Origin of the sequence: Kitasatospora sp. NPDC057692 (assembly GCF_042799475.1) — a bacterium.
In the GTDB taxonomy this organism is placed as follows: Bacteria; Actinomycetota; Actinomycetes; order Streptomycetales; family Streptomycetaceae; genus Kitasatospora.
The window spans coordinates 21891-42823 of the sequence record NZ_JBHVIV010000041.1 but is presented as its reverse complement, the minus strand read 5'-3'; the positions used below and the strand labels follow the sequence as shown (position 1 = coordinate 42823).

Here is a 20933-nt window from a genome sequence, read left to right as displayed (position 1 = left end):
CGGGAAAGGCCGCCCGGCCGCCCCTCGTCGACTCCGACCCTAGAATCTCATCCGGACAGAACTCGACCGGATTAATCGGCTCATCGACCCGATCGGCCGAACAGCCGTCGGCCCGAGGAGCGCAGACCCCGTGGAACACCCGGTCAGCCGCGCCCTCGCCCTGCTCGAACTGCTCCAGGCGCGCCCCGGCCTCACCGGCGCCGAACTCGCCGCGCGGCTGGAGGTCGACGTCCGCACCGTGCGCCGGTACGCGGCCCGGCTCGCCGAACTCGGCATCCCCGTCCGGGCCGAGCGGGGCCGGTACGGCGGCTACCGGCTGATGCCGGGCTTTCGGCTGCCGCCGCTGATGCTCACCGGGGACGAGGCCGCCTCGGTCGTCCTCGGACTGCTGGCGGGGCGGCGGTCCGGGCTGTCGGTGGGGGAGCAGGCCGGCGAGTCGGCGCTCGCCAAGATCCAGCGGGTGCTGCCGCCGCAGCTGCGCGAGCAGGTCGCGGCCGTCGAACAGACCCTCGGACTGACCGCCGCGCCCGCCGCCGGCCCCGGCCCGGCCACCGCCGCGCTCTTCACGCTCGCCGAGGCGGCCCGCCGCCGGAACCGCGTCCGGCTCGACTACCGGGACCGCGAGGGAGCGGCCAGCGAGCGCGACTTCGACCCGTACGGGCTGGTCTTCCACTCGGGCCGCTGGTACACCACGGGGCTGGACCACCGCAGCGGCGAGCAGCGGACCTTCCGGCTGGACCGGATCCGCGCGGTGGAGCCGGTCGGGACCGGGTTCGAACCGCCCGTCGGCGTCGACCCGGTGCAGCGGGTGCTGGAGTCGCTCGCCTCGGTGCCGTGGACGCACGAGGTCGAGGTGGTCCTCACCACCACCCTCGCCGAGGCCCGCCACCGGATCCCGCCCGTCGCGGGGACGCTCACCGCGACCGACGACGGCCGCGTCCTGTTCCGGGCGCGGGCCGAGCGGCTGGACGGCATGGCCGTGATGCTGGCCGGGCTCGGCTGGCCCTTCAGCGTGCGCGGCCCCGCCGCCCTGCGGGACGAAGTGCGGGCGCTCGCCGCCCGGCTCACCGCCTGGAGCGAGGACTGAGCGGACCGGGCGGGTACCGGACGCGGCGGCGCCGCGAGCGGTGGCCCTGACGCACTGGCTCCGAACGCACGGCGGCGAGCCCCGGGGGCGGGTACACCGCCCAGGGGCTCGCCGTGCCGAACCGGCCGTGGGAGCGGCCGGGCGTCAGCCCTGCTTCGGGCCGCCGTCCTGCTCGGCCGCCACCTTGCGCTTCACCTCGTCCATGTCCAGCTTGCGGGCCTGGCCGATCAAGTCCTCGAACACCGGCTCGGGCAGCGCGCCCGCCTGCGAGAAGACGAGCACGCCCTCGCGGATGATCGCCAGTGTGGGGATCGACTGGATCCCGAAGGCCGCGGCCAGCTCCTGCTGAGCCTCGGTGTCCACCTTGGCGAAGACCAGGTCGGGGTGGCGCTCGGCGGCCTTCTCGAAGACCGGCGCGAACTGGCGGCACGGGCCGCACCAGCTCGCCCAGAAGTCGATGAAGACGAAATCCTTGCCGTCCCCGCCGGGGACGATCTCGTCGAAGTTCTCCTTGGTCAGCTCGACCGTGCTGCTCATGTCGCGGTTCCTGCCCTTCCGGTGATGGCGGTCAAGGCCATGTGCCCCCGACAACGGCTGCCGCCCGCGCGCTATTCCGGGGACCCCGCCGCGCCGTCCGTTGAGCGGACGGCGGCCCCCGTCCGTACCGGAGGGTGTCCGGCACCGACGTGCACCCGCACCGACCGGGGAGCGGTCACCATGCCCACCACCCGCCGTACCGACGGCTCGACCGATGATCACACCAGCGGACCGGGTCGGCGCACCGGCCGCCGTCAGGGACGGCTCGCCGTGCTCGCCGCGGCCGGGCTGGCCGCGGCCGCCCTGGTGGCGGGCTGCGGCTCCTCCGGCTCCAGCGGCTCCGCACCCGCCCCGCCGCCCGCGTCCAGCGCCCCGGCCTCGCCGGGCATGACCGCGGCCACCCTGCGGACCACCACCGACGCGCACCTCGGCACCATCGTCACCGACGGCGCCGGCTTCACCCTCTACCGCTTCGACCACGACAGCGCCACCCCGCCCACCGCCACCTGCAACGGCAGCTGCGCGACCCTCTGGCCGCCCGTCCCGGCCACCGGGACGACGGTCTCCGTCAGCGGCCTCGACGCCAAGCTGGTCGGCACCGTCACCCGGGCCGACGGCAGCAGGCAGCTCACCCTGGCCGGCTGGCCGCTCTACCGCTACGCGCCCGACCACAAGCCCGGTGACACCAAGGGCCAGGGCGTGCAGGGCATCTGGTTCGCGGTGACCCCCGGCGGTGACCGGGCCGGCACGGGCGGTTCCGGCGGTTCGGGTGGTTCGGGCGGCTCCGGTGGCGGGGGCTACTGACCGGGCCGGCCGTTCGGCGGCCGTCCTCGACCGGGAGGCACGCGTGCGCGAGGATGTGAGGGTGACCGAGGAGCCTCCCGGTGACGGCCGCCCGGCCGTCCGGGGCGCGCCGGCGCCGGACGAGGAGCTGATGCGCGCGCTCTACCGCGAGCACGCCGGGCCGCTGTTCGGCTTCGTCCTCCACCTCGTCGCCGGCGACCGCCAGCGCGCCGAGGACGTCGTGCAGGAGACGCTGCTGCGTGCCTGGCGCAACCTCCACCGACTGGACCCGGCGGCCGGGTCACTGCGGCCCTGGCTCGCCACCGTCGCCCGCCGGATCGTCATCGACGAGCACCGCGCGGAACTCGCCCGCCCGCGCGAAGTCGACCCCGCGCCCCTGGAGTTGCTGCCCGCCGAGGACGAACTCGACCGCGCGCTGCGGATGATGACGGTCGCGGACGCGCTCGGTGACCTCTCGGCCGCGCACCGCGAGGTCATCGTCGAGACGTACTTCAAGGGCCGCACCGCCAACGAGGCGGCCGCCGAACTCGGCATCCCCGCGGGCACCGTGCGCTCGCGGGCGTACTACGCGCTGCGGGCGCTCAGGCTCGCGCTGGAGGAACGGGGAGTGACATCGTGACACCGTCCGAACCCGATCCCGCGCGGGCCGTGCACCTCGACGTCGGCGCCTACGTCCTCGGCGTTCTGGACCCGGCCGAACGCGCCGCCTTCGACGCCCACCTGGCCGCCGGCTGTCCGCGGTGCGCCGGGCAGCTGGCCGAACTCCGCCCGGTCGGAGCGCTGCTCGGCGAGTACGCGGCCGCCGCCGACCCGGCCGATCCCGCCCCCCGCCCGGACCCGGCGCTGCTCGACCGGCTGGTCGGGCAGGTCCGGGCGAGCCGTCGGCGCGGGCGCGTCCGGCGGCTGGTCCTGGTCGCCGCGGCGGCCGCGCTGACCGTCGCCGGCCCCGCGGTGACCGCCGCCGTGATCACCGCCGACTCCGCGCCCGGCGTGATCGCCACCGCGTCGGCCCACCGGTTCGCCGCGACCGACCCGGCGTCCGGCACCCACGCCGTGGTCGGCGTGGACCCCGCGCCCTGGGGCAGCCGGGTCACCCTCGAACTCTCCGGCGTCCAGGGCCCGCTGACCTGCGACCTGGTCGCGGTCTCCACCACCGGCGGCCACCAGACCGTGACCACCTGGAACGTCCCCGCCACCGGATACGCCCCCGCCGCTCCCCTCCACACCACCGGCGGCACCGCCTTCCCGCCCACCACCATCGACCACTTCGAGATCCGCACCCTGGACACCGGAACCCTCCTCCTCACCGTCCCCACCCGCACCGCATAGCCGCCCCGCACGGCCCCCGCCGCCCGCCGTTCGCGCAGGAAGTCGGCCAGCCCGACTTCCCACTCCGCGCCCGCGAGGCGCGGGCGGCCACCCGGGTGAGGACGCGGGCGCAGCGGCGGGCGAAGAGGTGTTGGGCGAGGGGGAGGAGGGGGCCGGCCAGGCGGGCGTACCAGCGCTGCGGGCGGCTGAACGCGTTGACGGTGAACCAGACCCCGCCGTCCGCCGCCAGTTCCACCACGAAGGTCTCCTCGCCCGCGGCGAGGTGGCCCCGCCGGGTGCCGTAGGTGAAGCCGTGGCGGTCCTGCCCGCCCTCGACGGGGGTGCTCCAGACCACCCGGCACGGGGCGCCGGCCCGCAGCGGGCCGAGGCCGATGGCGCAGTGGACGAGGACGCCGGGCGCGGCGCGGTCCGCTCCGGCGGTGATCCGGACGCCGGCCGCCCGGTGCATCCGCCACTCCAGGACGGCGGCCCCGGCGGCGTCCAGCGCGGCGCGGCCGTGGCCGACGAGGGCGCGGTGGCGGAGGTGGTTGTAGCCGGCCGGGAGCGGGGCGGTGAGGTCGGTGCTCGCGCCGACCTCGGGGTAGCTGAGATCGTTCACCGGGCGTTCTCCTGCGGGATCGGGGCGAGTCGGCGCCAGGCGAGCAGCGAGCACAGCGCGAAGCCGAGCGCGTTGCCGACGCCGTGGGTGGCGGCCATCCAGCCGAGGGTGGGGTGGGGGAGTCCGGAGGCCTCGCCGAGCGCCCACCAGAGGGCGAGCAGCATGGTCACGGCGAGGACGGCCGCCGAAATGCCGAGCAGCACCCGCGGGTTCGACCACCAGGGGCCGTCCCCGCCGCCGCCCCGGGTCCGCAGCTCGCGCCAGGTGAGCAGGCCGACCAGCCACATGCCCGCGGTGAGCACGGCGGCGCCGGCGAGTTCCGCCCAGTCGCCGGCGAAGTAGCCGCCCAGCACCAGCAGGGTCCCGGCCGGCACGCTGAGCGCGGCCCACCGCCCGGCCGGGCGGTGGGGGACGGCGCGGCACACCAGCCCGGCGATCAGGGCGGCGGTGAATCCGGCGTAGTGGAAGTGGGGGACGGTCAGGGCCAGGATGTCGAGGTCGAATCCGAACAGCTCGTGCCCCGAGCGCTCCGCGACCAGGGCGAGTCCGGCCACCGCAGGCGCCGCCAGCGCGGTCAGCACGGCGACCTCGGGCGGCGCGAGGGAGCGGGTGCGGGCGAGCCGCAGCGGGGCGTGCGCGGCGAGGGCGAGCGTGCCGAGCGCGTAGCACGCGGCGCTGCCGGTGGCGAGTGGTCCGCGCGGCAGCCACAGCGAGAGCGCGCCGGGGACGGCGGCCAGCGGCCAGAGGCGGCGCAGCCGGGCGAGGCCGGGCTGGTCGATCAGGGCGAGGCCGAGCGGGATCACCGCGCCCATCCCGAGCAGGACCAGCAGGTCGACCAGTTCTCCGGTGCCCTGTCCCACGGCGACCGACCCCCAGCTTCCTTGAACACGTTCAAATAGCCCTTGCGCGTCGACTCTACGCACAGGATTGAACGCGTTCAAGTTGCTCCCGGTGAACACCGGGGCCGCCGCCCCGGCCGCCTGCCCTGGTGTTCACCGAGGGCACGGCGCACTCTGGAGGGGTAACCGGACGAGAAGCGACCGCCGGAGGTGATCCGCCATGCAGACTCTTGTCGGTTGGCACATCGAGATGGAATTCCGCGAGGAGGGACCGCGAACGGCCGCCGCCGCCCTGCTGAGGCTGGCGGACGGGTCGGAACTGCGCGCGCACGGCTACACCAGCCGTCACCCGTCCGACCCGGAGCAGCTGAGAGTGGGTGAGGAGATCGCGGCCGCCCGGGCGCTCAACGACCTCGCCTCGCAGTTGCTCACCAAGGCCCACGGTGAGATCCAGCAGGTCAGCCCGGTCCCGACCCACCCGCTGTCGTGACGCAGCCGGAGGGCGCCGGCCAGGCCGCCCACCGGTCGCGCATTCCGCTGATCTGTCCGCGCTGCGGGCGGGAGCAGCGGGTGGTGCCGGGCGGTCCGGGCCGCGCGGTCAAGGTGGTGCACGCCGGCACCGGCCGGGAGGCCTGCGAGCCGGGGGACCTGGCCCGCGCGCCGGACGACGACGCGGCCTGAGCCGCGCCCGCCGCGGGCGTCCCGGCCCCGGCCCGCCCCCGGTGCCCCCGCCTCAGTTCGGGCAGTACGTGGTCGGCACCTGCCACTCGGGCCCGATCAGCCGCTGCTCCAGCTCGTAGAGCGTGATCCGGATGCCGATGGTCCCGGCCAGCCCGAGCCGCATCCGGCTGCGGGCCAGTGCCAGGAACGCCGTCAGCCCGTACTTGTTGATCAGCGACGCGCGGTAGCGGGCGGTGTCGTCCGCGTCGCAGACGGCGGCGCGGGCCGGGAGCTGACGTCCGGTGGGGCGCCCGTGCGCGTCGCACGGGCCGACCAGGACCTTGGGATGGCGGCGGATCCGCTCGGCCTCGCCGGAGTGGGCCGGCGTCCAGATGCCGAGCGCCGTGCCGTCGGCGATCACCCAGCTCTGCGAGCGGATCCGGCGGCCGTCCTCGCCGAACGTGGTGAGCAGGAGGTATCTGCTGTCGGCCAACTGGTCGGTACGGTCGTGCACGGTGTCCTCCCTCTCCGTTGCGGCGGGTGGTCGCGGGCGGCACGGCCTCAGTGGCCGTGTCCGCCGCTGCTCCCGTGGTGCTCGGCGGCGGTGTGCGGTCCGGCGGTGTGCGGTCCCGCGGCGTGCGGTCCGGCGGGCGGGTGGTGCGCGGTGGCCCGGTGGTACTCCTCGGCGGTGGGCCCGGGAATCCGGGCGCCCTCGCCGTGGAGCCCACGGGACAGCCTCGCACGGGCGCGGTCAAGGACCCCGGCCGGGTGGGCCACTCCATTGTCGTCCACGGGGGCCGGCGGTTCGAGGGCTCGCGGCTGCTCGTGCGCGGTGAGCCGGTGCAGTTCGGCGGGCGCGAGCGGGGCGTGCACCTCGATGAACTCGCCGTGCGGCAGGCGCTTGACGACGCCGGTCTCGCGGCCGTGCAGCACCTTCTCCCGGTCCCTGCGCTGCAGGCCCAGGCACCACCGCTTGGTGACGACGAAGACGGCCACCGGAACGAGGAGGAATCCCACCCGGACGGCGTAGGTGATGGAGTTGAGCGACAGGTGCAGATGGGTGGCGATGAGGTCGTTGCCGCCGCCGGCCAGCGTCACCAGGTAGAGCGAGATCCAGGCCGCGCCGAACGCCGTGCGGACCGGGGCGTTGCGCGGGCGGTCGAGCAGATGGTGCTCGCGCCTGTCGTCCGTCGCCCAGCCCTCCACGAAGGGGTAGACGGCGATCGCGCCGAGGACGAGCGGGAAGAGCGTGAACGGGATCAGCACGCCGAGGTTGAGGGTGTGGCCCCACAGGCCGACCTCCCAGCCCGGCATCACCCGGATGAGCCCTTCGGCGAAGCCCATGTACCAGTCGGGCTGGGCGTCCGTGGACACCTGGTCGGGCCGGTACGGGCCGTATGCCCAGATCGGGTTGATCGTGGCGATCGCCGAGACCAGCGCCAGCACGCCGAACACCAGGAAGAAGAAGCCGCCGGCCTTGGCCAGGTAGACCGGCATCAGCGGCATGCCGACGACGTTCTTCTCGGTCCGGCCCGGGCCCGCCCACTGGGTGTGCTTGTGGTGGAAGACCAGGATCAGGTGCGCCACCAGCAGGCCCAGCATGATCCCGGGGATCAGCAGCACGTGGACGGTGAAGAACCGCGGCACGATGTCGGTGCCGGGGAACTCGCCGCCGAACAGGAACATCTGGACGTAGGTGCCCACCAGCGGGACGGCGAGGATCGCGCCCTCGACGAAGCGGATGCCGGTGCCCGACAGCAGGTCGTCCGGCAGCGAGTAGCCGAAGAAGCCGTCCAGCATGCCGAGGAAGAGCAGCAGGAAGCCGAACATCCAGTTGATCTCGCGCGGTTTGCGGAACGCGCCGGTGAAGAAGACCCGCATCATGTGGACGAACATCGCGGCGATGAAGACCAGGGCCGCCCAGTGGTGGACCTGCCGGATCAGCAGTCCGCCGCGCACCTCGAAGCTGATGTCGACGGTCGAGGCGTAGGCCTCGGACATCGGCACGCCCTTGAGCGGCACGTACGAGCCGTCGTAGACGATCTCGCCCATGCTCGGCTTGAAGAACAGCGTCAGCCAGACGCCGGTCAGGATGATGATCGCGAAGCTGTACAGGCAGATCTCGCCCAGCATGAAGGACCAGTGGTCCGGGAAGATCTTGCGCAGGTTGGCCCGGGCCAGGGTGTAGATCCCCAGCCGGCCGTCCGTCCAGTCGGCGGCGCGCTGTCCGCGCCCGCCGCCGGGTCCCTGATTGCGGGTCATGTCCACGCACCTCGGTCGGAGTGAAGCGGGGAGCTATCCCCGATTCGACGTCCGACCAGGATAAGCGGGGATTGTTCCCCACTTCTACCGGGGGCCCCGCCTCCGCCCGCCCCGTCCCGGCCTCCCGCCCGCGTCCCGGCCTCCCGCCCCGGCCCGGAAACGGCGAACGGCCCGCCCGGTGTCGAAAGACAACCGGACGGGCCGCAGCGCACCGTCGCGAACCCCGCGGGGTCAGTGCACCAGCACCGGCACCTCGTTGGCCTCCGCCGCGTCGGCGTCCGCACCCTTGCCGCCGGAGCCGGGGCGGCCGGCGTTGATCAGGGTGAACGCCAGCACGGCCGCCAGCACCAGGATGCCGAAGGACCACCAGATCGCGGTCGAGAAGCCGTGCACCATGCCGCCGAACTGCACCGCCCGGGCGGCGGCCGGGGTGGTCGCCTCGGCCGCGTGGGCCGCCAGCCAGGTGGCGGTGGCGCTGGCCGCGATGGTGTTCAGCAGCGCGGTGCCGATGGCGCCGCCGACCTGCTGCGAGGTGTTGACCATGGCGGACGCCACGCCCGCGTCGCGCGGCTGGACGCCGTGCGTGGCCAGGCTCATCGCCGGCATGAAGGCGGTGCCCATGCCGAGGCCCATCAGGACCAGACCGGGCAGGATCAGCGCCGGGTAGGAGCTGTCCAGGTCGATCTGGGTCAGGATGAGCATGCCGAGCGAGGCGACCAGGAAGCCGGGCGCCATCAGGAACCGCGCCGGGACGCGGGTCATCAGGCGGGCGCCGATCTGGGTCGAGCCGGTGATCATGCCCGCCACCATGGGCAGGAAGGCCACGCCGGTCAGGACCGGGCTGTAGTCGAGCACGATCTGCAGGTAGTAGGTCAGGAACAGGAACAGGCCGAACATGCCGATCACGGCCAGGCCCAGCGACAGGTAGACCCCGCCGCGGTTGCGGTCCAGCACGACGCGCAGCGGCAGCAGCGGCGCCTTGACCTTCTGCTCGACCGCGACGAACGCGGCCAGCAGCACGGCGGCGGCGATGAACAGGCCGATCGTCACGCCCGAGCTCCAGCCGTCCGACTCGGCCCGGGTGAAGCCGTAGACCAGGGCGACCAGGCCGGTGGTGACCAGCAGCACGCCGGGGACGTCGAGCCGGTTGCGGTTGCGGCCCACGGCCGGCTCGCGGATCACCATGACCGCGCCGACGGCGGCGACCACGGCGAACGGGATGTTGACGAAGAAGGTCCAGCGCCAGTTCATGTACTCGGTCAGCAGACCGCCGAGGATCAGGCCGATCGCGCCGCCGCCGCCGGCGATCGCGCCGTAGATGCCGAACGCCTTGGCGCGCTCCTTGGCCTCGGTGAACATCACGGCCAGCAGCGAGAGCGCGGCCGGGGCCAGCAGGGCGCCGAACACGCCCTGGAGGGCGCGGGCGCCGAGCAGCATCGCGGTGTTGACGGCGGCGCCGCCCAGCGCGGAGGCCAGCGCGAAGCCGGTGAGGCCGACCACGAAGGCCCGCTTGCGCCCCCACAGGTCGGCCACCCGGCCGCCGAACAGCAGCAGGCCGCCGAAGGCCAGCGCGTACGCGGTGATCACCCACTGGCGGTTGCCGTCGGTGATGCCGAGGTCCTTCTGGGCGGACGGCAGCGCGATGTTCACGATGGTGGCGTCGAGGACGACCATCAGCTGTGCGAGGCCGATGAATATCAGGGCCTTCCAGCGCCTTGGATCAGGCTGGACGGCGGGCAGGGCGTCGGTTTGTGGCATGGAGGTACTCACTTCGGGGTGCGGGGTGTGCGGAAGGTGCGGAGAAAGGGTCGCGGACGGGAGCGGCGGGCGCGCACGGGCGGCCGCGCCGCGTCCTCGCGGTGAAGTCTCCGGGTGTCGGGTGTCAGATGACGCCGGTCACCCGGCGCGGTGGGTCAGTGGTCGCCGTGGAAGTCCTCGAAGGTCGCGGCCCGGCCGGGCAGGACGGAAGGGGCGGGCGCCCGCATGCCGTCCAGGAGCAGTTGCAGGTGCCGGTGGACGAACCCGTCCAGGAGACGGCACGAGGTGCCCGGCAGCGGGCGGGTGAGCTGGCTCAGCGCGATGAACAGGTCGCCGTGGTCGACGTCCGGACGGACCTCGCCCGCCGCCTTCGCCCGCTCCAGCAGGCCGCCGGCGACGGTCATCAGGCGCTCGCGCGCCGCTGTCAGGTCCGGGTCGTGCGGATCGACGTGGTTGGTCAGCATCGGGCAGAGCGCGCCGACCTTCTCGTCGACCGTCTCGTGGGCGAACCGCTCCAGGGCCTCGAACGGGCCGGGGACCTCGGCGGCCGCCCGTTCGGCGATCGCCACGATGCGGTTCTTCACGAGCAGAGCCACCTCGCGGATCAGTGCCGCCCTGGTGGGGAAGTTCCGGTAGAGCGTAGCGTTTCCGACGCCCGCCCGCTTCGCAATATCGTCCAGCGCCGCGTCCGCGCCGTGCTCGACGAAGGCGTCGCGGGCCGCCAGGACGATCCGCTCGCGGTTGCGGCTGGCGTCCGCGCGCAGCCTGGGCGCGCGGGCCGGCCCCACGGTGCGGGTCGGGCGGGGGGCGACGGTGGTCACGGGTGCACTCCTCCCGGGGTACGGATTCCGGGGAGTCATTCCCCGCTTAGTCCTACGGAGGGCTAAACGGGGAATCGGTCCCCGGAAATTTCACACCCGGGCGTGACCTGCGTCACATCGCCCCGACGCCCCCGCCGGCGCCCTCGGCGGCGCCTCCGCCGAGCCCCGCGCGGCCGGCCGCGGCCACCGGCCGGTGTAGCGGGATCTCGAAGTGGACCGTGGCCACCCCCGGCCCGTGCTCGCCGGTCGGGCGGGCGTCGTGGACCTCCTCCGCGAGGCTGCGCCAGAACGGCTCGGCCCCGGGGATGTCGGTGTTGGTGTGCAGGTAGAGCCGCCGGTAGCCGCCCTCCTCGGCGGCGAACGCGCGGGCCCGGCGGACGAGCTCGCGGGCCAGCCCGTGCCGCCGGTGCTCGGCGCGGACATAGACCCGGACCAGCTGCGCGGTGGTTCCGGACGGGTAGCGCCGGGCGATCTCGCGCGGGTGCGGCGGATGGGCGGGGCCGGCGGAGTGCAGCGCGGTGGTGGCCACCACCTCCGCGCCGAGCGCGGCGACCAGCAGGGCGTGCCGGGGGTGGTCCAGGTAGTGCCCCTGGAGGTCGACCACGTCGGCGTGCCAGGCGGGCACATAGCCGTAGCCGAACTCGCGGTAGAAGGTGTCGAGGATCAGCCGGCGCGCCCCGGGCACATCCTGCGGGAGCGCATGGCGTACCACATAAGGAAAGTGACGATCCATCAGACAACTCCGACAGGGCTGGGGCGCGGTGGTCGAGGGCAAGAGTACATGAAAACCACTTTCATCTGACACGTCGACGGAAACGCGGTCCGGCGTGTTGAAAATGAAAACGAATCCCGTTACGGTCCTGGCTGTCGAGTCCGTCGAAAGGGAGAGCCGTGGCGCATCTGCTGGTGATCGAGAGCTGGGTCGGCTCCATGAGCAGACTGCTGCCACGGGCCCTGGGGGAGGGCGGCCACCGCTTCACCTTCCTCACCCGTGACCTGCACCACTACCTGCGGGCGGCCTCCCCCGCCGACGGCCCGCACCCGCTGCTCGCCGCCGAGAACGTCCTCACCGCCGACACCAACGACCCGGACGCGCTGCTCCCGTACGCCGAGCGGCTGCACGCGCTGCTCGGCTTCGACGGCGTGCTCTCCTCCTGCGACTACTACCTCCCGCAGGTCGCCCGGGTGGCCCGCCGGCTCGGCCTGCCCGGGCCGGCCCCCGAGGCCGTCGCCGCCGCCTGCCGCAAGGACCTCACCCGCCGCCGGCTCGCCGGGGCCGGCGTCCCCGGGCCCGGGTACGCGCTCTGCGCCGACCGCGAGCAGGCCCGTGCCGCGGCCCTGGCGATCGGCTACCCGCTGGTCGTCAAGCCGGTCGACCTGTGCGCCGGGATGTTCGTCCGCCAGGTCCGTGACGAGGACGAACTCCTCGCGGCGATCCGCGCGTTGGAGGCCTTCCCGGTGAACGCGCGCGGCCAGCGGCGGGAGCCGGCGGTCCTGCTGGAGGAACTGCTCACCGGCCCCGAGGTCAGCGTCGAGACGGTCTCCGCGGACGGCGTCGCGCACGTCGTCGGCATCACCGACAAGAGCGTCGGCGGAGCGCCCGCCTTCGTCGAGACCGGCCACATGTTCCCGGCCGCCCTCGACCCCGCCGAGGCCTCCGCCGCCGTCCGCACCGCCCTCGACGCGCTGGCCGCGCTCGGCCTCGACCAGGTCGTCGCGCACACCGAGATCAAGCTCACCCCCGCCGGGCCCCGGGTGGTCGAGGTCAACCCGCGCCCGGCCGGGAACCGGATCACCGAGCTGGTCCGCCGCGTCACCGGGGTCGACCTGGCCGCCGCCGCGGTCGACGTCGCCCTCGGCCGCCGGCCCGACCTGGCCGTCCACCCGACCGGGGTCGCCAGCGCCGCCATCGCCTTCCTGGTGCCCGACGGCGGGTGGTCCGGCCCGCTGGACGGCTTCGACGGGGAGGACGCGGTACGGCGCGACCCGGCGGTGGTCGAACTCGCCCTCGCCGAGCCCGGCCGCGAGGTGCGGCCCGCGACCAGCAACAACGAGTACCTCGGACACGTCATGACCGCCGACACCGGCGGGCCCGGGGCGCGCCGCACGGCCGAGCGGCTGCTCGCCGGGCTCACCCCGCGCCTCGCGCCCGCCGGCCGCCCGGCCGAACCCGCGGCGGTGTCCGCATGAGCGCCGCCACCGCGATCGGCCCGATCGCGATCCCCGCCCCGAGCACCGGCGTCACCGCCCTCCCCGTGCTCGACCTGATCACCGGGCGGGCCCGTACGGGGGCGTACGGGCCCGACCCGGCCACCCTGCGGATCGCGCTCGCCTTCAGCACCGTCCAGGCCGTCCGGCACCCCGGCCGCACCCGCGGCTACCGCAACGAGGTGCTCAGCCTCCGGCTCGGCGCCGCCGTCGGCTCCTGCGCCGTCGAACCGGGCGAACTGCCCGCCGACACCGTCACCGACTGCGTCGGCGCACCCGTCGGCGACCTGCTCGACCACCCGGTCGCCGCCGTCCGGGTCGCCGCGCTCGACGCCTACCTCGGCCACTGCCGCCCGCACGCGCCGGCCTACGGCGCCCGGCGGTTCGGCCTGCCCGCCGGATCCTCGCTCGTGAAGTCGCGGGTCCGGGCCGCCGCCGTGGTGGGGCTGCTGCCGCTCGCCGCCGTCCGCCGGGTGCTCGTCGTCGGCGTGGTCAACTCGCTGCTGGAACAGCTCCGTTCGCACGGCGTCGAGTACCGGGCCTGCGACCTCAAGGGCGGCACCACCGAATGGGACGAGCCGGTGCACACCGACGCCCTCGTCCACCTCGACGACTGCGACGCGATCCTCGCCTCCGGCATGACCCTCGGCAACGGCTCCCTGGACCCGCTGCTCGCCCACGTCCGCGCCACCGGAAAGCCCCTGGTGCTGTTCGCCCAGACCGGCAGCTCCGTCCTGCCCCAGCTGCTCGGCGACGGCGTCACCGGCGTCAGCGCCGAGCCCTTCCCCTTCTTCTGGCTCGACGGCGGACCCACCGTCATCCACCTGTACGGGGGTGCGGGCCGGTGACCGCCCTGCTCGACTCCGGCGCGGCCCCGGCCCGTCCGATCCCGGGCAATCCGGCCCTGCTGCCGCTGCTCGGCGGCACCCCGCTGGCCCGGATCACCACCCCGCTGCCCCGGGCGCACCCCGGCTTCTGGGCCAAGCTGGAGGGGCTGAGCGCCGGCGGCATGAAGGCCCGCTCGGCCGTCGCCATGCTCCGCGGCGCCCGGGCGCGCGGCGAACTGCGGCCCGGCGCCACGGTGGTGGAGTCCACCTCGGGCACCATGGGCGTCGGCCTGGCCTTCGCCGGACAGGCCCTCGGCCACCCGGTCGTGCTGGTCGGCGACAGCGAACTCGAACCGTCGATGCGGCAACTGCTGCGCGCCTACGGCGCCCGGCTGGAGCTGGTCGAGACGCCCGCCCGGCACGGCGGCTGGCAGGCGGCCCGGATCGCCCGGCTGCGCGCCGTGCTCGACCGGCTGCCCGACGCCTACTGGCCCGACCAGTACAACAACCCCGACAACGCCCACGGCTACCGGGCGATGGCCCAGGAGATCACCGCCGACCTCGACCACCTGGACGTGCTGGTCTGCAGCGTCGGCACCGGCGGCCACAGCGCCGGACTCGCCGAGGCGCTGCGCCGCCGCTGGCCCCGGCTGCGGGTGATCGGCGTCGACTCGGTCGGCTCCACCATCTTCGGCCAGCCCGCCCGGCCCCGGCTGATGCGCGGCCTCGGCAGCTCCATCCACCCGCGCAACGTCGCCCACCAGGCCTTCGACGAGGTGCACTGGGTCGGCCCGGCCGAGGCCGTCGACGCCTGCCGGCGGCTGGCCCGGGGCGCCTTCGTCAGCGGCGGCTGGTCCACCGGCGCGGTCGCCCTGGTCGCCGCCTGGGCGGCCCGCGTCGACCCGGGCGCCGCCGTCGCCACCGTCTTCCCCGACGGCCCGCACCGCTACCTCGGCACCGTCTACGACGACGCCTTCTGCCGGCTGCACGGCCTGGACGCCGGGCGGGCCGCGGCCCGCCCGATCGAGATCCCGCACCCGGAGGCCGTCGAGGTCACCGGCTGGGCCCGCTGCCGCACCGGCCGGACCGCGCCCGGGGAGCCGGCCGCCGTCCCGGTGGGCGCCGCCGCCCCCGCCCGTACCGAGGAGGAGCGATGAAGCTCGACGTCCGCACCGTCCGGCTCCGGCTGGCCGAGCCGCTGCGCATCTCCCGCTCGGTCACCACCGAGCGGGACGCCGTCCAACTCGCGCTCGGCCACGGCGGGTTGACCGGCCACGGGGAGGCGGTCAGCAGCGTCTACCTGGACCTGCCCACCGAGCGGATCCGGCGCGAACTCGACGCGCTGCGCCCCGCGCTGGAGCGCGGCCAGGACCCGGAGCAGGCGCTCGCCGACCTCCGCGGCGGCGCGGCCGTGTACGCGCCGCTGCCGGCCGGGGTGCTGGCCGCGGTCGAGGCCGCCCTGCTCGACCTGGTCGGCAAGCGCGCCGGCGAGCCCGTCCACCGGCTGCTCGGCCGCGCCGAGCCGGTCGCCGCCGCCACCGCCCGCACCATCGGCATCGACCCGCCCGCCCGCGCCGCCGTCCAGGCCGCCCGGCTCGCCGACGCCGGGTTCACCGTCCTCAAGGTCAAGGCCGGCGCCGCCGACCCCGGCCTCGACCTGGCCCGCGTCCAGGCCGTCCGCGAAGCCGCCCCGGACGCCCGGCTGCTGCTCGACCCCAACGGCGCCTGGACCCCCGCCCAGGCCCTCCAGCTGCTGCCCGCCTTCGCCGCCACCGGTGTCGAGGCCGTCGAGCAGCCGATCGCCCCGGGCCGCCCCGACACGCTCGCCGCCGTCGCCGAACGCTCACCCGTCCCGGTGATCGCCGACGAGGACGCCGTCGGCTACGAGGACGCCTGCCGGCTCGCCGGACGGGTGCAGGGCGTCAACCTCAAGCTCGCCAAGTGCGGCGGCGTCCACCAGGTGCTGCGCATCGCCGAGGCCCTGCGCGGCAGCGGCACCGAGCTGATGCTCGGCTGCCTGGCGGCCAGCTCGCTCGGCATCGCGCCCGCCGTCCACCTCGCCGACCGGGCCCGCTGGCTCGACCTCGACGGCCACCTGCTGCTCGCCCACGACCCCTGGCAGGGCATCGGCGGCACCGACGGCACCGTCCGCACCCCGGACCGGGCCGGCCTCGGCGTGCTGCCCGAGCCCGCCGCCGGACCGCTCCCCGGGCCGGGCGCCGAGCCGCTCGCGGGCCCCCGGCCGGTGGCCGGCCGGTGAGGATACTGCGCGCCGTACGGACCTTCCCGCTGCCCGTACGGCTCCTGCTGGTCAACCAGTTCGGCGTCAACACCGGCTTCTACCTGCTCATCCCGTACCTGGCCGGCCACCTCGGCCACGACCTCGGCCTGTCCGCGCTCGCCGTCGGCACCGTGCTCGGCCTGCGCAACCTCAGCCAGCAGGGCCTGTTCATCCTCGGCGGCTCGGCCGCCGACCGGCTCGGCGCGCGCCGCGTCATCATCGCCGGGTGCGCGCTGCGCAGCGTCGGCTTCGGGCTGTTCGCGTTCGGCGACACCCTCGGCCCGCTGCTCGCCGCCTCCGTGCTCAGCGGGCTGGCGGGCGCGCTGTTCAACCCGGCCGTGCGCAGCTACGTCGCCCAGGCGGCCGCCGACCGCAAGGCCGAGGCCTTCGCGCTGTTCTCGGTGTTCGCCGCCACCGGCGCGCTTGCCGGACCGCTGATCGGCACCGTCCTGCTGCTGGTCGACTTCCGGGCCGCCGCGCTCACCGCCGCCGGCGTCTTCGCCGTGCTCACCGTCGCCCAGGCCTGCGCGCTGCCCGAACCCGCCGCCCGGCCCGCCCCGACGCGCGGCGTGCTCGCCGACTGGCGCGAGGTCGCCGCCGACCGGCGGTTCCTGGCCTTCTCGCTCGGCATGGTCGGACTGTTCGGCATGGAGAGCCAGCTCTACCTGCTGCTGCCCGACGCCGCCCGCCGCGCCACCGGCTGGGAGGGCGCCGTCAGCCTGGTCTTCCTCACCGGCACCCTCGCCAACCTGACCCTGCAACTGCGCATCACCACCCGGCTGCAGCGGCACGGCCCGCCCTCCCGGTGGATCCCGCCCGGCCTCGCCGTCGCCGCCACCGGCTTCCTGCTGCCGCTCGCCGCACCCGGCCTGCCCGGCGTGCTCGGCGGCGTGCTGCTGCTCCAGCTCGGACTGATGACCGCGCAGCCGTTCGTCCTCGCGCTGATCCCCGCGTTCGCGCGCGACGGCCTGACCGGCACCTACTACGGCCTCTACTACGTGGTCTCCGGCTTCGCCGCCGCGCTCGGCAACACCCTGGTCGGCCGGGCCATGGACAGCACCGCCACCGGGCCCTGGCTGCTCTGTGCCGCCCTCGGCCTCGGCTCCGCCACCGCCCTCGCCCGGCTGCACCGCACCGGCCGCCTCCCCGTCCCCGCCCGCCCCCTCCCCAGCGAGGCCCGATGAACCACCGCCCCCCGGCCGCCGTCCCGGACGCCGCCCGCCGCAACCTGCTCACCGACCACCCGGAGCTCTACGAACTCCGCTTCCCCGACCCCGGGTTCACCGCCGCCCGGTGGGCCGAGTCGATGCTCCGCGAGCACGGCGCCGGACCCGACGTCCTCGACCTCGGCTGCGGCACCGGCCGCGACGCCGGCTGGCTGCACCGGGTGGCCGGCCGCAACGTCACCGGCCTGGACAGCTCCCCGGCGATGATCGCCCACGCCCGGGCCCGCCACCCCGGACCGGCCTACCGCGTCGGCGACATGCGGGACCTCGCGCTGCCCGGGCGGTTCCACGCGGTGCTCTGCCTGGACAGCGCGCTGCTCTACTGCCACACCAACGCCGACCTCGACGCCCTGTTCGGCCGGCTCCGCCGCCACCTGCGCCCCGGCGGACTGCTGGTCGCCGAGATGCGCAACGGCGCCTTCTTCCTCGGCCGCACCGAACTCCTCGACGCCCCAAGGCTCGACAGCGTCACCCACGACGGCGTCACCCACACCTCGCGCACCGTGCTGCGGATCGACCACGCCGCCCAACTGCTGCGCCGCACCCGCAGCTGGACGAGCGACGACGGCGCCCCGCCGGTCGAGCAGCACTCCGCCTGGCGGCTGCTCTTCCCCCAGGAGCTGCGCCACCTGCTCGCCCACCACGGCTTCGGCGTCCTCGCCCTGCACGACCGGCCCGGCCCGCGCACCGAACCGCCCTGGACGGACGGCGACCGGCCCGCCGACACCGCCGACGGCGACCGCCTCCACCTGGTCGCCCGGCTCGACTCCCCCGACCGGAAGAGGCGCTGACCCCGATGCCGCTCACCCGCCGCACCCTGCTCGCCGCGTCCGCCGCCGCCCCGGCCCTCGCCCTGCTCTCCTGCTCCCCGGACCGCGCCGGTACCGCCGCCGACGGCGCACCCGGGGCCGCCACGCCCCGGCGCGGCGGCCGCCTGCGCGCCCTGTTCGCCGGCGGCGGCGCCAACGAGACCCTCGACCCGCACCGGGTCAACCTCTTCGCCGACGCCGCCCGCGCCAAGGCGCTCTACGACAAGCTCGCCGACTGGGGCTCCGACCTCGCCGCCGTCCCCCGTCTCGCCGCCGGCTGGGAGCCCAGCCCCGGCCTCGACGTCTGGACCGTCCGGCTGCGCGAGGCGCGCTTCCACGACGGCCGCCCCGTCACCGCCGCCGACGTGCTGTACAGCTACCGCCGGATAGCCGACCCCGGGCGCGCGTTCCGGGCCCGGGCCTCCCTCGAACCGATCGACCTCGCCGCCGCACGCGCCGTCGACCCGCGCACCGTCGAGTTCCGGCTGCACCGGCCCTGCGCCGAATTCCCCAACGTCCTGGCCGCGTTCGGCGCCTACATCGTCCCGGACGGCACCGAGGACTTCGAACGGCCGGTCGGCTCGGGCCCGTTCTCCTTCGTCGCGTTCAAGCCCGGCAGCTCCCTGCTGCTGCGGCGCTTCGACGACCACTGGGACGGCGCGCCGCACCTCGACGAACTGGAGATCCTCGCCGCCGCCGAGGAGACCGCCCGCGCCAACGCCCTGCTCGCCGGACAGGCCGAGTACGCCCACGAGTTGACCCCCGCCACGGCCCGCACCCACGAGTCCGGCGGGCGGATCCGCGTCGTCCGGCTGCGCAACAGCGCCATGCAGGGCTTCGTCATGAAGACCGACCGGCCGCCCTTCGACGACGTCCGCGTCCGCCAGGCGTTCTTCCACCTCGTCGACCGGCGGGAACTCGTCGACGGCGCGCTCTCCGGCGCCGGGGAGATCGGCAACGACCTGTTCGGCAAGGGCGGCCAGTACTACCCGGCCGACCTCCCGCAGCGCACCCGGGACCTCGACCGGGCCCGCGCCCTGCTGCGCGCGGCCGGCGCCGAGGGGCTGCGGGTCACCCTCGACACCTCGCCGGTCGCGGCCGGACTGGTCGAGGCGGCGGGCATCCTCAAGGACCAGGCGGCCGAGGCCGGCGTCACCGTCGAGGTGCGGGTCGGCAGCAAGGACACCTACTGGAAGGACATCCTGGACGGCGGCGTGCTCGCCTCCTTCCGCTCCGGCGCGATGCCCATCGAGTCCCACCTCTCCCAGCGGCTGCTGTCCGGCTCCACCACCAACGCCTCGCACTGGCGCCACCCCGACTTCGACGAGCTCTACACCCGGGCCCAGTCCACCGCCGACCCGGCCGCCCGGGCCGCCCTCTACGAGCGGATGCAGCGCCGGCTGCACGAGGAGGGCGGGCTGCTGGTCTGGGGCTTCGCCGACTGGATCGTCGGCACCGCCCCGCGGCTGCGCGGTGTCGCCGCCGACGCCCCGGCCAACACCCTCGACTGGGCCAGGTTCGACAAGGTCTGGCTGGCGTGACGGCGCCGCCGCACGGCCGGGCCCGGCGCCGGCTGCTGATCGGCGCCGGGCAGATCGCGGCCGTCCCGGTGCTGGTCTTCGCCCTCACCGAGGCGCTTCCCGGCGACGCCGCGGTCACCCTCGCGGGCGACGACCCCGACCCGGCCCGGATCGCCGCGATCCGCGCCGCGCTGCGGCTCGACCGCCCGGCCGTGCAGCGGTTCGCCGACTGGGCAGGGGACCTCGCCCACGGCGAGCTCGGCCGCTCACTGGCGAGCGGTCGCCCGGTCGCCGACCACCTGGCCGGCGGTCTCACCCCGACCCTCCTACTGGCCTCGCTCACCCTCGCCCTGCTCGTCCCGGCGGCGGTCGGCCTCGGCCTGCTCGCCGCCCGCCGCGAGGGCGGCCCGCTCGACCGCACCCTCAGCACCGTGACCCTCGGGCTGTACGCGGTACCGGAGTTCGCGCTCGGCGTGCTGCTCACGGCGGTCTTCGCGCTGCGCCTCGGCTGGCTCCCGCCGACCGCCGTCGGCGGCCTCGCCCGGGAGCCGGCGGCCCTGGTGCTGCCCGTCACCGTCCTGCTGGCCCGCCCGGTCTGCTCCACCGCCCGCCTGGTCCGCGCCGGACTGGTCGACGCGATGGCGGCCCCCTACGCCGTCCACGCCCTGCGCTGCGGCGTCCCGCCCACCCGGGTCCGCCTCACCCACGCCCTCCCCAACGCGCTCGCCCCGGCCGTCCAGCACCTCGCCCGCACGGCGGACTGGCTGCTCTGCGGCGTGATCGTGGTCGAGGCCCTGTTCGTCGTGCCCGGCCTCGGCACCGTCCTGCTGGACGCCGTCGCGGCCCGCGACGTCCCCGTCGTCCAGGCCCTGGCCGTGCTGTTCGGCACCGTCACCGTCCTCCTCAACCTCGCCGCCGACCTCACCGCCCGCCGCCTCGCCCCCCGAACGGAGCTCGCCGTATGACCCCGCCGCCCGCCGCCCGCCCGGCCTGCCCCGTGCCCCCGCCGCCCGCCCCGACCACCGAGCCCACCCGTCGCCCGGCCGGCCCCGACCGGCCCGTCCGACACCCGGGCGGTGCCGTCGGCCCGCCGCCCGTCCTCGTCGGCGAGGCCCTGCGGCCCGCTCTGCCGAGCTGTGGTGTCGTCGTGGCGGGGCAGGCGCCGTTCGGGGCTGGTCGGTCGGCCGCTTTCGTCGGCCTGGCTGCCTGGCGGTCGTGCGCTGTGTCCGTGCGGCGGTCGATTGGCCGGCTTGTCCGTCGCCCGGGCGGTTCCGCCGGTCGGCGCATCGTGCCGTCGCGGGGTGCCGTGGTTCGACAGGTGCTGGTCGAGGTGGGCCGATCGACTGTTCCCGCGGGCGAGGCCGTCG

The 20933-nt window shown here is 75.4% G+C and carries 21 protein-coding genes and 1 pseudogene; 14 read left to right on the top strand and 8 right to left on the bottom strand.

The window, feature by feature from the left end; all coding sequences use genetic code 11:
* Positions 1–130 precede the first annotated feature (130 nt).
* Entirely contained in the window at positions 131–1087 is a 957-nt protein-coding gene (locus tag ACFVFS_RS22780) for a helix-turn-helix transcriptional regulator (RefSeq protein ID WP_380626439.1), read from the top strand.
* Between the two features lie 144 nt (positions 1088–1231).
* Here ACFVFS_RS22780 and trxA read toward each other — a convergent pair whose 3' ends face one another.
* Entirely contained in the window at positions 1232–1624 is a 393-nt protein-coding gene (gene trxA, locus ACFVFS_RS22775; protein WP_380626438.1) for a thioredoxin, read from the bottom strand.
* Between the two features lie 180 nt (positions 1625–1804).
* Here trxA and ACFVFS_RS22770 point away from each other — a divergent pair, with 180 nt between their 5' ends.
* The 3 genes from ACFVFS_RS22770 (at position 1805) to ACFVFS_RS22760 (ending at position 3757) form a co-directional block, all read left to right on the top strand.
* Positions 1805–2428 (top strand): hypothetical protein, encoded by a 624-nt coding sequence (locus ACFVFS_RS22770; protein ID WP_380626437.1) that lies wholly within the window; start codon positions 1805–1807, stop codon positions 2426–2428.
* A gap of 61 nt (positions 2429–2489) precedes the next feature.
* Entirely contained in the window at positions 2490–3047 is a 558-nt protein-coding gene (locus ACFVFS_RS22765; RefSeq protein ID WP_380626436.1) for a sigma-70 family RNA polymerase sigma factor, read from the top strand.
* Positions 3044–3757, top strand: coding sequence for a zf-HC2 domain-containing protein (locus ACFVFS_RS22760; protein ID WP_380626435.1), 714 nt, complete (start codon positions 3044–3046; stop codon positions 3755–3757). The genes ACFVFS_RS22765 and ACFVFS_RS22760 overlap by 4 nt, the downstream gene beginning before the upstream one ends.
* Positions 3758–3839: 82 nt before the next feature.
* On the opposite strand, the pseudogene ACFVFS_RS22755 reads toward ACFVFS_RS22760, so the two are convergent.
* Positions 3840–4355: pseudogene (locus ACFVFS_RS22755) on the bottom strand (DUF1990 family protein); the annotation flags it as partial.
* Entirely contained in the window at positions 4352–5215 is an 864-nt protein-coding gene (locus ACFVFS_RS22750) for a YndJ family protein (protein ID WP_380626434.1), read from the bottom strand. The pseudogene ACFVFS_RS22755 and the gene ACFVFS_RS22750, both read right to left, overlap by 4 nt.
* A gap of 199 nt (positions 5216–5414) precedes the next feature.
* Here ACFVFS_RS22750 and ACFVFS_RS22745 point away from each other — a divergent pair, with 199 nt between their 5' ends.
* Together ACFVFS_RS22745 and ACFVFS_RS22740 are read left to right on the top strand one after the other, a co-directional pair.
* A complete protein-coding gene (locus ACFVFS_RS22745) occupies positions 5415–5684 on the top strand; it encodes a DUF1876 domain-containing protein (protein WP_380626433.1) in 270 nt (89 codons plus the stop codon).
* On the top strand, positions 5681–5875 hold the full coding sequence (locus tag ACFVFS_RS22740) for a hypothetical protein (protein WP_380626432.1): 195 nt from the start codon (positions 5681–5683) through the stop codon (positions 5873–5875). Before ACFVFS_RS22745 ends, ACFVFS_RS22740 begins: the two co-directional genes overlap by 4 nt.
* Before the next feature lie 52 nt (positions 5876–5927).
* On the opposite strand, the gene ACFVFS_RS22735 is transcribed toward ACFVFS_RS22740, so the two are convergent.
* The 5 genes from ACFVFS_RS22735 to ACFVFS_RS22715 all read right to left on the bottom strand — a co-directional run bounded on the left by ACFVFS_RS22735 (position 5928) and on the right by ACFVFS_RS22715 (position 11428).
* Positions 5928–6368, bottom strand: a complete 441-nt coding sequence (locus ACFVFS_RS22735) for a PPOX class F420-dependent oxidoreductase (protein ID WP_380626431.1) — start codon at positions 6366–6368, stop codon at positions 5928–5930.
* Positions 6369–6415: 47 nt separating this feature from the next.
* Complete coding sequence (locus tag ACFVFS_RS22730) at positions 6416–8116, bottom strand: cytochrome bc complex cytochrome b subunit (protein WP_380626430.1); 1701 nt, start codon at positions 8114–8116, stop codon at positions 6416–6418.
* A 231-nt stretch (positions 8117–8347) separates the two neighbouring features.
* Positions 8348–9874, bottom strand: a complete 1527-nt coding sequence (locus ACFVFS_RS22725) for an MFS transporter (protein ID WP_380626429.1) — start codon at positions 9872–9874, stop codon at positions 8348–8350.
* A 155-nt stretch (positions 9875–10029) separates the two neighbouring features.
* Positions 10030–10734, bottom strand: a complete 705-nt coding sequence (locus ACFVFS_RS22720; RefSeq protein WP_380626428.1) for a TetR/AcrR family transcriptional regulator — start codon at positions 10732–10734, stop codon at positions 10030–10032.
* A gap of 73 nt (positions 10735–10807) precedes the next feature.
* Positions 10808–11428: a GNAT family N-acetyltransferase gene (locus tag ACFVFS_RS22715; protein ID WP_380626427.1), complete on the bottom strand. Its 621-nt coding sequence runs from the start codon at positions 11426–11428 to the stop codon at positions 10808–10810.
* Positions 11429–11586: 158 nt separating this feature from the next.
* On the opposite strand from ACFVFS_RS22715, the gene ACFVFS_RS22710 reads away from it, so the two are divergent.
* Genes ACFVFS_RS22710 through ACFVFS_RS22675 form a run of 8 tightly spaced genes read left to right on the top strand, consistent with a single transcriptional unit; the run spans position 11587 to position 20531 of the window.
* Positions 11587–12885 (top strand): ATP-grasp domain-containing protein, encoded by a 1299-nt coding sequence (locus ACFVFS_RS22710; protein ID WP_380626426.1) that lies wholly within the window; start codon positions 11587–11589, stop codon positions 12883–12885.
* Entirely contained in the window at positions 12882–13751 is an 870-nt protein-coding gene (locus ACFVFS_RS22705; RefSeq protein ID WP_380626425.1) for a Rossmann-like domain-containing protein, read from the top strand. The genes ACFVFS_RS22710 and ACFVFS_RS22705 overlap by 4 nt, the downstream gene beginning before the upstream one ends.
* A complete protein-coding gene (locus ACFVFS_RS22700; RefSeq protein WP_380626424.1) occupies positions 13748–14887 on the top strand; it encodes a PLP-dependent cysteine synthase family protein in 1140 nt (379 codons plus the stop codon). The genes ACFVFS_RS22705 and ACFVFS_RS22700 overlap by 4 nt, the downstream gene beginning before the upstream one ends.
* A complete protein-coding gene (locus ACFVFS_RS22695; RefSeq protein ID WP_380626423.1) occupies positions 14884–15990 on the top strand; it encodes a dipeptide epimerase in 1107 nt (368 codons plus the stop codon). Before ACFVFS_RS22700 ends, ACFVFS_RS22695 begins: the two co-directional genes overlap by 4 nt.
* The gene (locus ACFVFS_RS22690; RefSeq protein WP_380626422.1) at positions 15987–17195 is read left to right on the top strand and encodes an MFS transporter; all 1209 of its coding nucleotides are present in this window, start codon (positions 15987–15989) and stop codon (positions 17193–17195) included. Before ACFVFS_RS22695 ends, ACFVFS_RS22690 begins: the two co-directional genes overlap by 4 nt.
* Positions 17192–18028, top strand: coding sequence for a class I SAM-dependent methyltransferase (locus ACFVFS_RS22685; protein WP_380626421.1), 837 nt, complete (start codon positions 17192–17194; stop codon positions 18026–18028). Before ACFVFS_RS22690 ends, ACFVFS_RS22685 begins: the two co-directional genes overlap by 4 nt.
* Before the next feature lie 5 nt (positions 18029–18033).
* Positions 18034–19587, top strand: coding sequence for an ABC transporter substrate-binding protein (locus ACFVFS_RS22680; RefSeq protein ID WP_380626420.1), 1554 nt, complete (start codon positions 18034–18036; stop codon positions 19585–19587).
* Entirely contained in the window at positions 19584–20531 is a 948-nt protein-coding gene (locus ACFVFS_RS22675) for an ABC transporter permease (RefSeq protein WP_380626419.1), read from the top strand. Before ACFVFS_RS22680 ends, ACFVFS_RS22675 begins: the two co-directional genes overlap by 4 nt.
* Positions 20532–20933 lie beyond the last annotated feature (402 nt).

Coding starts and splice junctions, on each gene's coding strand:
- ACFVFS_RS22680 (WP_380626420.1), top strand. CDS start 18,034: ATGCCGCTCACCCGCCGCACCCTGCTCGCCGCGTCCGCCGCCGCCCCG.
- ACFVFS_RS22695 (WP_380626423.1), top strand. CDS start 14,884: ATGAAGCTCGACGTCCGCACCGTCCGGCTCCGGCTGGCCGAGCCGCTG.
- ACFVFS_RS22720 (WP_380626428.1), bottom strand. CDS start 10,734: ATGACTCCCCGGAATCCGTACCCCGGGAGGAGTGCACCCGTGACCACC.
- ACFVFS_RS22705 (WP_380626425.1), top strand. CDS start 12,882: ATGAGCGCCGCCACCGCGATCGGCCCGATCGCGATCCCCGCCCCGAGC.
- ACFVFS_RS22770 (WP_380626437.1), top strand. CDS start 1,805: ATGCCCACCACCCGCCGTACCGACGGCTCGACCGATGATCACACCAGC.
- ACFVFS_RS22725 (WP_380626429.1), bottom strand. CDS start 9,874: ATGCCACAAACCGACGCCCTGCCCGCCGTCCAGCCTGATCCAAGGCGC.
- ACFVFS_RS22745 (WP_380626433.1), top strand. CDS start 5,415: ATGCAGACTCTTGTCGGTTGGCACATCGAGATGGAATTCCGCGAGGAG.
- ACFVFS_RS22685 (WP_380626421.1), top strand. CDS start 17,192: ATGAACCACCGCCCCCCGGCCGCCGTCCCGGACGCCGCCCGCCGCAAC.
- ACFVFS_RS22730 (WP_380626430.1), bottom strand. CDS start 8,116: ATGACCCGCAATCAGGGACCCGGCGGCGGGCGCGGACAGCGCGCCGCC.
- ACFVFS_RS22715 (WP_380626427.1), bottom strand. CDS start 11,428: ATGGATCGTCACTTTCCTTATGTGGTACGCCATGCGCTCCCGCAGGAT.
- trxA (WP_380626438.1), bottom strand. CDS start 1,624: ATGAGCAGCACGGTCGAGCTGACCAAGGAGAACTTCGACGAGATCGTC.